This window comes from Streptomyces sp. NPDC014991 (assembly GCF_043080665.1).
In the GTDB taxonomy this organism is placed as follows: Bacteria; Actinomycetota; Actinomycetes; order Streptomycetales; family Streptomycetaceae; genus Streptomyces.
Map to the genome: position 1 here is coordinate 216,256 of NZ_JBIBVY010000007.1, position 11,994 is coordinate 228,249.

The 11,994-nt window shown below is 73.8% G+C and carries 13 protein-coding genes; 6 read left to right on the plus strand and 7 right to left on the minus strand.

What is annotated here, in order from left to right; genetic code table 11:
* The first annotated feature begins 5 nt into the window (after positions 1 to 5).
* Genes ACF1BE_RS14275 through hypA form a run of 6 tightly spaced genes read left to right on the plus strand, consistent with a single transcriptional unit; the run spans position 6 to position 3,762 of the window.
* Complete coding sequence (locus ACF1BE_RS14275; RefSeq protein ID WP_392199303.1) at positions 6 to 1,799, plus strand: nickel-dependent hydrogenase large subunit; 1,794 nt, start codon at positions 6 to 8, stop codon at positions 1,797 to 1,799.
* On the plus strand, positions 1,792 to 2,355 hold the full coding sequence (locus ACF1BE_RS14280; RefSeq protein WP_392199304.1) for a NifU family protein: 564 nt from the start codon (positions 1,792 to 1,794) through the stop codon (positions 2,353 to 2,355). The genes ACF1BE_RS14275 and ACF1BE_RS14280 overlap by 8 nt, the downstream gene beginning before the upstream one ends.
* Complete coding sequence (locus tag ACF1BE_RS14285; RefSeq protein ID WP_392199305.1) at positions 2,352 to 2,948, plus strand: DUF5947 family protein; 597 nt, start codon at positions 2,352 to 2,354, stop codon at positions 2,946 to 2,948. Before ACF1BE_RS14280 ends, ACF1BE_RS14285 begins: the two co-directional genes overlap by 4 nt.
* Before the next feature lie 22 nt (positions 2,949 to 2,970).
* Positions 2,971 to 3,177 carry a hypothetical protein gene (locus ACF1BE_RS14290; protein WP_392199306.1) on the plus strand — a complete coding sequence of 69 codons (207 nt, stop codon included), beginning with the start codon at positions 2,971 to 2,973 and terminating at the stop codon, positions 3,175 to 3,177.
* Between the two features lie 8 nt (positions 3,178 to 3,185).
* Positions 3,186 to 3,398 (plus strand): hypothetical protein, encoded by a 213-nt coding sequence (locus ACF1BE_RS14295; protein WP_392199307.1) that lies wholly within the window; start codon positions 3,186 to 3,188, stop codon positions 3,396 to 3,398.
* 7 nt (positions 3,399 to 3,405) lie between these two features.
* A complete protein-coding gene (gene hypA, locus ACF1BE_RS14300; RefSeq protein WP_392199308.1) occupies positions 3,406 to 3,762 on the plus strand; it encodes a hydrogenase maturation nickel metallochaperone HypA in 357 nt (118 codons plus the stop codon).
* A gap of 27 nt (positions 3,763 to 3,789) precedes the next feature.
* On the opposite strand, the gene hypE is transcribed toward hypA, so the two are convergent.
* The 7 genes from hypE to ACF1BE_RS14335 are packed head-to-tail and all read right to left on the minus strand — an operon-like array spanning position 3,790 to position 11,734.
* A complete protein-coding gene (gene hypE / locus ACF1BE_RS14305; RefSeq protein ID WP_392199309.1) occupies positions 3,790 to 4,890 on the minus strand; it encodes a hydrogenase expression/formation protein HypE in 1,101 nt (366 codons plus the stop codon).
* Positions 4,883 to 6,025 (minus strand): hydrogenase formation protein HypD, encoded by a 1,143-nt coding sequence (hypD, locus tag ACF1BE_RS14310; RefSeq protein ID WP_392199310.1) that lies wholly within the window; start codon positions 6,023 to 6,025, stop codon positions 4,883 to 4,885. Before hypD ends, hypE begins: the two co-directional genes overlap by 8 nt.
* Positions 6,022 to 6,312, minus strand: coding sequence for a HypC/HybG/HupF family hydrogenase formation chaperone (locus tag ACF1BE_RS14315; protein ID WP_356824801.1), 291 nt, complete (start codon positions 6,310 to 6,312; stop codon positions 6,022 to 6,024). Before ACF1BE_RS14315 ends, hypD begins: the two co-directional genes overlap by 4 nt.
* A 3-nt stretch (positions 6,313 to 6,315) precedes the next feature.
* Positions 6,316 to 8,670 (minus strand): carbamoyltransferase HypF, encoded by a 2,355-nt coding sequence (gene hypF / locus ACF1BE_RS14320; protein WP_392199311.1) that lies wholly within the window; start codon positions 8,668 to 8,670, stop codon positions 6,316 to 6,318.
* Entirely contained in the window at positions 8,667 to 9,389 is a 723-nt protein-coding gene (gene hypB, locus ACF1BE_RS14325) for a hydrogenase nickel incorporation protein HypB (RefSeq protein ID WP_392199312.1), read from the minus strand. Before hypB ends, hypF begins: the two co-directional genes overlap by 4 nt.
* A 60-nt stretch (positions 9,390 to 9,449) precedes the next feature.
* Positions 9,450 to 10,028 carry a hydrogenase maturation protease gene (locus ACF1BE_RS14330; protein WP_392199313.1) on the minus strand — a complete coding sequence of 193 codons (579 nt, stop codon included), beginning with the start codon at positions 10,026 to 10,028 and terminating at the stop codon, positions 9,450 to 9,452.
* Positions 10,025 to 11,734 carry a hydrogenase maturation protein gene (locus tag ACF1BE_RS14335; RefSeq protein ID WP_392199314.1) on the minus strand — a complete coding sequence of 570 codons (1,710 nt, stop codon included), beginning with the start codon at positions 11,732 to 11,734 and terminating at the stop codon, positions 10,025 to 10,027. The genes ACF1BE_RS14330 and ACF1BE_RS14335 overlap by 4 nt, the downstream gene beginning before the upstream one ends.
* Positions 11,735 to 11,994: the final 260 nt, after the last annotated feature.

An 11,994-nucleotide genomic window follows, 5' to 3' on the forward strand; every position in this document is an offset into this window, starting at 1 on the left:
CGCAGATGACCACCACCGAGTCCCGGCCCACAGGACGCAAACCCGCCCAGATCGTGGACATGTCCTGGGATCCGATCACCCGGATCATCGGCAACCTGGGGATCTACACGAAGATCGACTTCGCCAACCGGGAAGTCGTGGAATGCCACAGCACCTCGTCGCTGTTCCGCGGCTACTCGGTGTTCATGAAGGGCAAGGACCCGCGTGACGCCGGGTTCATCACCTCGCGGATCTGCGGCATCTGCGGCGACAACCACACGACCTGCTCCAACTACGCCCAGCAGATGGCCTACGGCGTCAAACCGCCCAAGCTGGCCGAGCACATCACCAACCTCGGCGAGGCGGCGGAGTACATCTTCGACCACACGATCTTCCAGGACAACCTGGTCTTCGTGGACTTCTGCGAGGCGATGGTCAAGGCCACCAACCCGGGTGTCCTGGCCCGCGCCGAGCGTACGGACGCGCCCCGCGGGGACATCCACGGCTACCGGACGATCGCCGACATCATGAAGGCCTTCAACCCCTTCGAGGGCGAGGTCTACAAGGAGGCGCTGAAGGTCAGCCGGATCACCCGGGAGATGTTCTGCCTGATGGAGGGCCGGCACGTGCACCCCTCCACGCTGTACCCGGGCGGGGTCGGCACGATGCCGCAGCCGAACACCTTCACCGACTACCTCAGCCGGCTGATGCGCGTCATCGACTTCATCAAGAAGGCGGTGGCGATGAACGACGACGTCTTCGACTTCTTCTACGAAGCCCTGCCCGGCTACGAGGAGGTCGGCAGACGCCGCATCATGCTCGGCTGCTGGGGTGCCTTCCAGAACCCGGACGTCGTCGACTACCGCTACGCGACGATGAACGAGTGGGGCCGGGCGATGTACGTCACCCCGGGCATCATCGTGGACGGCAAGCTCGTCACCAACAGCCTGGTCGACATCAACCTGGGCCTGCGCATCATGCTGGGCAGCTCCTACTACGAGGACTGGGTCAACGAGGAGCCGTTCGTCACCCACGACCCGCTCGGCAACCCCGTCGACATGCGCCACCCGTGGAACCAGACCACGGTCCCGGTGCCGCAGAAAAGGGAGTTCGACGGCAACTACAGCTGGGTGATGAGCCCCCGCTGGTACCACCAGCAGACCGGCGAGCACCTCGCCCTGGACACCGGCGGCGGGCCCCTCGCCCGGCTCTGGTCGACCGCGCTGAGCGGCCTGGTCGACACCCCGTACGTCAAGACGACCGGCGGCGGCATCCGCATCACCCTGCCCAAGGGCGAGAAGCTGCCGGAGACGACCCTGGAGTGGCGCATCCCCAAGTGGAGCAACACCCTCGAACGGGACCGCGCCCGGCCGTACTTCATCGCCTACGCCGCCGCCATGGCCCTGCAGTTCCTGGAGGAGGCGATGCAGATGCTCCGCAGCGGCGACACGAAGGTGTACGAGAACTTCGAGGTGCCGGACGAGGCCATCGGCTGCGGTTTCCACGAGGCGGTGCGCGGGGTGCTCTCCCACCACCTGGTGATCCGCGACAAGAAGATCGCCAACTACCACCCGTACCCGCCGACCCCGTGGAACGCCAGCCCCCGCGACATCTACGGCACCCCGGGCCCGTACGAGGACGCCGTCCAGGGCCAGCCGATCTTCGAGGAGAACGGGCCGGACGACTTCAAGGGCGTCGACATCATGCGCACCGTGCGCAGCTTCGACCCCTGCCTGCCGTGCGGCGTCCACATGTACATGGGCAAGGGCAAGACCCTGACCACCGTGCACTCGCCGACGTACGGGGCCGACCATGGCTGACGCCGCGCGGCTCGCGGACCCGGCGGTGGAGGCGCGGCTCGCCCGCCTGGACGAGGTGCTGGCCGGGCTCGAGGCCACGCCCGGCCCGGCGCTCGAGGCGGTGGCGCTGCTCACCGAGGTCTACGGCGAGGCCCTCGCCCGGGTGCTGGACCACGCCCAGGGTCCGCTGCGGGAGCGGCTCGCCGAGGACGAACTGCTCGGGCACCTGCTGGTCCTGCACGACATCCACCCCGAGCCGCCCGAGCGCCGGGCCGCCCGCGCGGTGGAGAGACTGCGGCCGGCGGTGCGCGAGCGCGGCGGTGAACTCCAGTGGGCCGGCCTGGACGGTCAGGTGGCGCGGGTGCGGCTGAAGACCGGTGGCGGCTGCGGCTCCGGCTGTGGCACCGGCGGCGGCTCCTCGGACGTCACGGAGGCGGTCCGGGCGGCGGTGCTGGCCGTCGCTCCCGAGCTGACCTCGGTGGAGACGGTGGAGGACACCCCCGAACGCGTGGCGGCCCCCGCGTTCGTGCCGCTGACCAGTATCAGGCGCCGGTCCGTGGCCCAGGAGACGCCGTGAGCGTGGACGGAGCGCTCGCCCGGGTGATCCGCTCCGCCGCCGACCGCGCGGAGCGGGCCGAGGCCGAGGCCTGCGAGCTGTGCGCCGCCCGGGTGGGCACCGAACACGCCCACCTGTACGAGACCGGTGCCGACGAGGTGCGGTGCGTGTGCCGCCCCTGTTCGGTGCTGTTCGCCACCGACGGGTCCGGCGAGGGCCGCTACCGGCTCGTGCCCCGGCGCCGGCTGCGGCTGCCGCCGGTCGACACGGCGGTGCTTGGCGTGCCGGTGGGGCTGGTGTTCTTCGTGCCGCGCTCCGACGGCACGGTCACCGCGCAGGGGCCCAGTCCGGCGGGGGCCATGCGGTGGGAGGTGGACGCGGCGGCCTGGCAGCGGCTGGCGGCCGAGGTGCCGCCGCTCGCCTCCCTGGCACCCGATGTCGAGGCGCTGCTGGTGAACAGCGTGCGCGGCCTGGACGAGCACTGGATCGTGCCGGTCGACGACTGCTTCCGGATGACGGCCCTGATCCGCCGCGAGTGGCGGGGCCTGTCCGGTGGCGGCCGGGTGTGGCCGGCCGTAGAACAGTTCTTCAAGGAGCTGACCGAGCGGTCGTGAGGACCCGAAAAGGAGATCGGACATGGGCAGCATCCGAGTGGGCCGCCCCCAGGCGAAGCCCGACACACCCGCCCACGTGCGCGGACTGCACCAGGGCAACTGGGGCCCGTACCAGCGCCAGACCGGACATCACGAGGACGGCACCTCCGACGCGCGCCGCTCCACCGGTATCCACTGGAAGCGGCACGACGCCCTGGTGAAGGACATGCCGAACATCTCGCCGGGATGAGAGCCGGGATGAGAGAGAGGGAAGTGACCGTCATGAACGTCCGCAGGCGAGAAGGGACCGCGCGCGCGGGGATGTCGGGACGCCGGCTGCTGCTGGCCCAGGCCGCGCTGGCCGGCGGCCTGGTCGCGGCGCTGGTCGTCAAGGAGTTCCCGGGCCTCGTGCGCGAGGTGCGGATCTACCGGATGACCGGGGGCCTGCGAGCCCACCGCCGGTATCCGTGAGCGCGGCGTGCACGAGCTGTCGATCGCGACCGCGATCGTGGAGCAGGCCGGGGAGATCGCCCGGGCGGACGGCGCCGGCGGAGTCTCGTCGGTGAGCGTCCGGGTCGGTGAGCTGGCGGGTGTGGTGCCGGACGCGCTGCACTTCGCCTTCGAGGTGGCCCGTGACGGTACGGCCCTCGCGGCGGCCCGGCTCGTGGTCGAGCGGGTGCCCGCCCGGGCCTGGTGCGGGGAGTGCGCCGAGGAGTTCGCGGTCGGCATGCCGCCGTTCTTCTGGTGCCCGCGCTGCGACCGGCCCTCACGGGAGCTGCGCAGCGGGCGCGAGCTGGAGATCACGGGGGTCGAAGCGGTGCCGGTCCCGCCCTGAGGGCGGGGGCCGGCACCGCCCGGCCGCTCAGCAGATGCGGGGCAGCTGCTCCCCCAGCGGCAGGTCCACCACGCGGGTGCCGCCGAGGCCGGTGGCGACGACCACCATGCCCGGGTGGTCGGCCACGCACTCGCCGATGAGCGCCGCGCCGGCGCCCCGCGGATGGGCGCGCATGGCCGCCAGCACCGCCTCGGCGTGCTCCGGGGGTACGAACGCGACGAGCCGGCCCTCGTTGGCGACGTACAGGGGGTCCAGGCCGAGGAAGCCGCAGGCGTTCGCGACCTCGTCCGGGACGGGGACGGCCCGTTCACGCAGCCGGACCCCGGTGCCGGAGGCGCGGGCGATCTCGTTGAGGGACGCGCCGAGGCCGCCCCGGGTGGGGTCGCGCAGGACGTGGATGTCCCGCGTGACCGCCAGCATGGCCGCCACGAGGTCCGCCAGGGGCGCGGTGTCGGAGGCGATCTCGACCCCGAACTCCAGGCCTTCCCGCACGCTCATGATGGCCACGCCGTGCAGGCCGATGGGGCCGCTGACGATGACGGCGTCGCCCGGCCGGGCGCGCTGCGGGCGGATGTCGACGCCGTCGGGCACGAGGCCGACGCCGGCGGTGGTGACGTAGACGCCGTCGCCGTGCCCGGACTCCACGACCTTGGTGTCACCGGTGGCGACGGTGACGCCCGCCGCCCTGGCCGCCGCGCCGACGGCCTGGGCGACGCGCTCCACCACGGCCAGTTCCACGCCCTCCTCGAGGATGAAGGCGGTGGACAGGTACGCGGGCCGGGCGCCGCTCATCGCCAGGTCGTTGACGGTCCCGTTGACGGCCAGGTCGCCGAGGCTGCCGCCGGGGAAGAACAGCGGGCGTACGACGTAGGAGTCGGTGGAGAAGGCCAGCCGGGCGCCGCCCAGGTCGAGGACGGCGGAGTCGGTGAGGGCGGCCAGGACGGGGTTGCCGTACGCGGGGGTGAAGACCTGTTCGATCAGCTCGGCGGACAGGGCGCCGCCTCCGCCGTGGCCCATGACGACGACCGGCTGGTCGCGCAGGGGCGCCGGGCAGGTCCAGCCGGCGGGGTCGACGGCCGTCGCGGCGGCCGCGGTGGCTTCGGTGGCTTCGGTGGCGAGGTCAGCCAACGGAGTTCATCTCCTCCTGAGGGATACGGGATCCCTGTGGTGCCGGGGCGTTCATCCGGCGGTACAGGTAGTAGGCGGCGCAGGCACCCTCGCTGGAGACCATGGTGGCGCCGAGCGGGGTGCGCGGGGTGCAGGACGTGCCGAACGCCTCGCACTCGGTCGGCTTGATCAGCCCTTGCAGGACCTCGCCGGCCCGGCACACGGCGGGTTCCTCGGTGCGGATGCCGGTGACGTCGAAGCGGTGCTCGGCGTCGTAGGCGCGGAAGGCGTCGGTCAGCCGCCAGCCGCTGGCCGGGATGGGTCCGATGCCGCGCCAGTTGCGGTCGGTGACCTCGAAGACCTCCTCGATCATGCGCATGGCCGCCGGGTTGCCCTGGTCGCGTACGGCCCGCGGGTAGGCGTTGTCCACCCCGTACTCGCCGCGCTCCAGCCGGTGGACGGCGCGGCGGATGCCTTCGAGGATGTCGAGCGGCTCGAACCCGGTCACGACGATCGGCACCCGGTGCCTCGCGGCCAGCTCCGGGTACTCGGCGGTGCCCATCACGCTGCACACGTGACCGGCGGCCAGGAAGCCCTGCACCCGGCAGCCGGGTGCGGTCATGATGGCCTCGATCGCCGGGGGGACCCGGACGTGGGACACCAGCAGGGTGAAGTTGTCGAGGCCGAGCCTGCGCGCCTGGTGCACGGCCATGGCGTTGGCGGGCGCCGTCGTCTCGAAGCCGATCGCGAAGAAGACGACCTGGCGGTCCGGGTTTTTGCGGGCGAGGTCGAGGGCGTCGAGCGGGGAGTACACCACACGTACGTCACCGCCCTCGCCCTTGACGCGGAACAGGTCCCGGTCGGTGCCCGGCACGCGGAGCATGTCGCCGAAGGAACAGAAGATCACGCCGGGACGGGCGGCGATCTCCAGTGCCTTGTCGATGACGTCCAGGGGCGTGACGCACACCGGACAGCCGGGGCCGTGGATCAGCTCCACCTGCTCCGGCAGGAGTTGGTCGATGCCGTGGCGGATGATGGAGTGGGTCTGGCCGCCGCAGACCTCCATGAGCGCCCAGGGGCGGGTGGCGGTGGCGCGGATCTCGTCCAGCAGCCGGTGTGCCAGGGCGGGGTCGTTGAACTCGTCGATGTACTTCACCGGGTCTCACTTCCGCTCTCCTGCCGGGCCGCCTGCTCCCAGGCGTCACCGAACTCCTCCTCCAGCAGCCCGAGTTGCTCGAACAGCTCCAGGGACGCGCGGGCCGACTCCTCGTCCAGGCGCTGCAGCGCGAAGCCGACGTGGACGATGACGTACTCCCCCACCCGCACATCGGGGAGGTATTCCAGACACGCCTGTTTCTGCACTCCGCCGAAGTCGATCAGCCCGGTGAGCGGGTCGGCGCGATGGTCGATGGACACGACCTTGCCGGGCACTGCCAGACACATGGGTCACTCCGTCTCGTGGTGGACGGCCGTTCCCGCGACCATCAGCTGGCCGAGCGCGAGACCGCCGTCGTTCGGGGGGACTTCGCCGTGCCGCAGGAGCGTGAACCCGTCCCGGCCGAGCAGGGCGGCGCACTCCTCCTCCAGCAGGGCGTTGGCGAAGACGCCGCCGGTGAGGGCGACGGTGGCCAGGCCGGTGGCCGTGCGGGCGCGGCGGCAGATCTCCGTGACGGCCCGCGCGACGCCGTGGTGGAAGCGGGCGGCGAGTACGGGGGCGGGCGTGCCGCGGGCCTGGTCGTGCAGGAGCGCCCGCAGCATCGGCGTGGGGCTGCACGTGAGGCTGTCCGTACCGCTGAGGCCGAAGGGGTAGGCCACGGCGTCCTCGCCCGCGGCCTCCAGCGCCGCCGCCTCCAGTGCCAGGGCGGCCTGCGCCTCGTGGCCGGCCCGGTGGCACAGGCCGACGAGCGAGGAGACGGCGTCGAAGAGCCGCCCCATGCCGGAGGACGGCACACAGGCCAGCTGTCGTTCCAGCTGGCGCCGCAGCACCGCGCGTTCGGTGTCCGAGCAGGCGGTGACGCTCGGCAGCTCCCGCGTCCACGGCAGCCCCGCCGCCCACAGCCGGGCCAGGGCCGTTCGGCAGGGATTGGCCACACCGGCGTCTCCGCCGGGCAGCGGGGCGGGGGTCAGGTGGGCGAAGCGCCGGTAGCCGGTGTAGTCGGCGAGCAGCACCTCGCCGCCCCACACCGTGCCGTCGTCGCCGTAGCCGGTGCCGTCGAAGGCGACGCCGATGACGGGTGTGGTGCCGTCCAGGCCGTGCTCGGCCATCGTGGCGGCGATGTGGGCGTGGTGGTGCTGCACCAGCACCGGCCCGGACAGGCCGAGCCGGTCGGCCCGGGCCCGCGCCCGGCGGGTCGAGTGGTAGCCGGGGTGCCGGTCGGCGGCCACCCGCCGGGGGACGACTCCGGTGAGGCGGGTGAGGTGCCGCTCGGCCCGCTCGGCGGCCTCCAGGGTGGCCAGCCGGCCCATGTCGCCGATGTGCGGCCCGAACCAGGCGTGGTCGCCCTCGCCCAGGCAGAGGACGTTCTTGAGGTCGCCGCCGACGGCGAGCGTGGGCCGGACCGGGACCGGCAGGCGCACCGGGCGGGGAACGTAGCCGCGGGAGCGGCGCAGGACCTGTGCGGTGCCGTCGGGGCGGACGCGCAGGAGGGAGTCGTCGCACGGGGAGGCGATGGGGCGGTCGTGGCTGAGCCAGGCGTCGGCGAGGCCGGCCAGCCGGGTCAGTGCCTGGGTGTCGTCGGTGACGATGGGCTCACCGGAGCGGTTGCCGCTGGTCATGACGAGGACCCGGGGGCCGGGGGGATCGCCGGGCAGCCCGAACAGCAGCGTGTGGACGGGGGTGTAGGGCAGCATCACGCCGACGTGCGGGCTGCCGGGGCAGACCTGGCCGGCGAGACGGAGGCCGTCGGGGGGTGTGCGGCGGCGCAGCAGGACGACGGGGCGGTGGGCGCCGGTGAGGGCGTCGCGTTCCGCGTCGGAGAGGACCGCGATGCGTTCGGCCGTGGTCAGGTCCGCGCACATCACCGCGAAAGCCTTGCCGCCGCGCTCCTTGCGGTCGCGCAGGGCGGTGACGGCCCGGTCGTCGGTGGCGTCGCAGGCCAGGTGGTAGCCGCCGACGCCCTTGACGGCGACGATCCGCCCGGCGGTGAGCAGCGCGCGGGCGGCCGCGAGGGCCGCCGCGTCCCGGGCCGGGCGGACCCCGCTGCCGTCGGCCGGGACCAGGGTGAGCCGGGGACCGCAGTCGGGGCAGGCGACGGGCTGGGCGTGGAAGCGCCGGTCGGCAGGGTCGCCGTACTCCCGGGCGCAGGCGGGGCACATCGGGAAGCCGGCCATGGTGGTGGCGGCGCGGTCGTAGGGCATGCCGGTGGCGATGGTGAAGCGGGGGCCGCAGTGGGTGCAGGTCAGGAAGGGATGGCGGTAGCGGCGGTCCCCGGGGTCGGCCAGTTCGCGCAGGCAGTCGGCGCAGGTCGCGGTGTCGGGCGGGAGGTGCGTGCGGCCCGCGGACCGCTCGGTGGGACGAATGCCGAAGGAGCCGGTGGCGCCGGTGGCGGGGACGTCCTCACAGCCGACGCCGGTCACGGTCGCCAGCGGGGGCGGCTGCTCGGCCAGCCGGCGGACGAACAGGTCCACCTCGTCGGGCGGGCCCTCGACCTCGATGAGCACGCCGTCGGCGGTGTTGCTCACGAACCCGGGCAGGGCGAGAGTGGCGGCCAGCCGGTGTACGTAGGGCCGGAAACCGACACCCTGCACCGTGCCGCGCACGGTGATGCGGCGGCGGACCGGGCCGGTGGCGGGCGCGGTCACGCGACGGTGGCGGAATCGGGGTGGTGGACGTGCGGGTGGGGGGCGAGCGGTGGGCGGTGCGGCGGGGTTCCGCCGCGGGCGGCGAGGGCGCGGTCGAGCAGGGTGCCGACACCGGAACCGGTCCGGGCGCAGGATCGTACGATCTCCACGCCCGGGTTGACCTGGTGCACGTTCTCGTGGAAGAGGCTCTCGTCGAAGCCGGCCGGCCCGGCGAGGTCGGTCTTGGTGATCACGACGAGATGGGCGGAGCCGAACGCCGTCGGGTACTTCAGCGGCTTGTCCTCGCCCTCGGTGACGGCCATCAGCACGATGCGCAGGGTCTCGCCGAGGTCGTAGGCGGCCGGGCAGACCAGGTTGCCGACGTTCTCCACGAACAGCACGGAGGTGTCCGGCGGCAGCCAGCCCGTCAGCCGGGCCCGGACCTGACGGGCCTCCAGGTGGCACAGTCCGTCGGTGAGCAGTTGCTGGACAGGGGCACCGGAACGGGCCAGCCGGACGGCGTCGTTCTCGGTGGCCAGGTCCGCGGTGAGCGCGGCCACCGGGATGCCGCGCTCCACCGCGCGGGCCAGGACCCGGCCCAGGAGTTCCGTCTTGCCGCTGCCGGGGCTGGACAGCAGGTTGACCACGGTCACGCCCTGCCGGGCGAGGTCGCCGCGCAGGCTCGCGGCCAGGTCGTCGTTCTTCGCCAGGACGGCCTGTCTGACGTCGGACCGGCACATGGGCGCTGCTCCTCGGATGGGGTGACGGGACGCGGACCGCATCCCGTACGGTCCGGCGTCTCACCGATTCTGGGGGCCGCCGGGCGCCGTCGCGCGCAGCGCAGCCGGGTGCGGGGGGCCGGATTCCACCGGGCGGCCCAACGGGGGCAGAGGGCCGGCCGGATCGTGGAGCAGGGCGGGCACGAGCGCGTGCAGCGCGTCCACCGCCCGGCCGACCGCGTCCCGCACCGGTGCGCTCAGTCCCCCGAGGAGGTCGTCGCCGGCCGGCAGGACGCCGGGTTCACAGGCCAGCACGAGGACCCTGGGCAGGGGCTCGTCGCCCAGGTGCCTGGCCAGGGCCAGTACCTTCGCCGGGTCCATGCCGTGGGCCTCGGGCGCGACGGTCGCGTCGGGGGGTTCGGCCTCGATCAGTGAGAGGGTGCCGGGGTGGTGCCCGCGCGGAGCCGCGTCGACCAGGACGGCGGTGGCGCAGCCGGCCAGCAGGTCGTAGGCGAGGTCCATGCCGCGGATGCCGTAGTCGCGCACCCGCACCCCGGGCGGCAGCGGGCGCTGTCCCAGCGCGCGGATCACCTCCGGGCCGAAGGCGTCGTCGGCGAGGAAGATGTTGCCGACACCGGCCACCAGGATCCGTGGCGTCACCGGACGGCTCCGGCGGCCGGGGCGAGCGGCCGGGGTGAGCCGGCGGGTGTCTTGCGGACGAAGGCCGAGCGCAGGGCGTGGTAGGGGGCCCCGGGGTCGAAGAAGACGGCGTGCATGCGGGCAAGTTCCGCCTGCCGGTGGTCGGCCAGGGGCCGTTCCCGCTCGTCCGCCGCGCGGGCCGCCGCCTTGGCGGCGATCCGCCGGGCGAGATCCGGGGCGGCGGCGAGCGCGGTCGCCAGGCGCCGCACCTCGGCCGCGAAGTCCTGCGGTGCGGCCGGCACCAGCCGGTCCACGAGGCCGAGCCGTTCGGCGGACGCGGCGCTGACCGGCAGTGCCTCGGTGGTCAGCCGGCGGGCGTGGCCGGGGCCGACACGGCGCGGCAGGGTGTAGGTCCAGAACTCGGAGCCGTACAGGCCCATGCGCCGGTAGTGCGGGTTGAGGACGACGCCCGTGCGGCACCACACCTGGTCGGCGGCGAGGGCAAGCATGGCCCCGCCGGCCGCGGCGTTGCCGGCGAGGGCGGCCACCACCAGCCGGTCGGTGGTGCGCAGCACGGCCTCCACGAGGTCGTCCATGGCGTCGAGGTTCGTCCAGGACTCCTGGGCCGGGTCGGGGGCGGCCTCGATGACGTTCAGGTGGATGCCGTTGGAGAAGAAGTCACGTGTCCCGCCGAGGACGAGGACGCGGGTGGGGCGGGTGAGGGCCTCCGTGTACGCGGCGAGCAGCCTGCGGCACTGGTCGGTGCTCATCGCGCCGCCCGGGAAGGAGAAGGTGAGAAAGCCGGCGTCGCCGTGCTGCCGGTAGCGGATGTCGGTCCAGGTGCGCCGGCCGGGCGGCAGTTCCAGGGGTGCGGGGTCGTCCGGGAGCCGCAGACCGGGCTGGTGGGAGGCGAGCACCGAGGCGGCCGGGCGGCGGAAGGGCGCCGGGTCGCCGGAGTCGCGGCGGGGACGCAGTTCCGGGATCCAGACCGCGCCGTCCCGGGTGGCCCGGCAGACGGCTCCGGCGCGCTGGGCCAGCAGGGCGCCGGGGCGGCCGCGCAGCCGGTCCTCGGGGTGCCCGCCGTGCAGGAACACCTGGCGGCCGAGCAGTTCGTCCAGGACGCCCGGCTGGGAGTCGGCGCCGCGGAGCGTGCGCAGCACCGTCTCGGTGTCGTCGCGCTCCCAGTCGATCCGCCGCTGCTCCTGCCGGAAGAAGTCGCGCCAGACGACCGTGACCGAGGCGTCGGTCTGAGGGAGGGGTTTGTACGCGCCTTCGGCGTAGCGCCGTACGGCCGTCAGGACGGCGGTGACGGCGGCGTCGGAGGCCTCGTTGCGGTAGAGGTCGCTCTTGCCGACGGGCGGCACGGGGAACGGCTCGGCCGCCCAGATCGCGCCCGCGTCCATCGCCGCCTCGGCCCGGAGCACGGTCACGCCCCACTGTTCCGCCCCGCCGGCGATGGCCCAGTCCAGGGCGGACGGGCCGCGGTCGCCGGGCGGGCCCGGGTGCACGATCAGGCAGGTGTGGTCGCGCCACACGTCCTCGGGCAGGGCCGTCCTGAGCATCGGCGCGATGATCAGCTCCGGCCGCAGCTCGCGCACGGCGGCGCGGACCGGGTCGGGGCCGTGTGCGGCGAGCACCGCGTCCACCCGGTGCCCGAGGTCCGACAGTTCGGCGTACACGCGCTGGGAGAGGCTGTTGAACGCGCTGGCGACCAGCAGGATGTCCATGGCACGGCATGGTCGTCGTTCGCCGGGGTGCGGTGAAGAACCGCCACGGCGTTTCGCCCGCCTCGCCCGGGTCCCTTCCGCCATCCGGATCGCACGGCGGGGTCACGAGGCCGTCTGCCACGCCCGGCCGGTTCGGCGCGGCGCGCTTCGGGCGGCGCCTCGGGGATCGCGGTGACCGTCCGGCGCTCTCCGGCGGGGCCGCGGTGATCGATCGCTGACGCCGGGCAGGGGCGTGAGCGGCGGGGTGCGCCGTCCGTCGT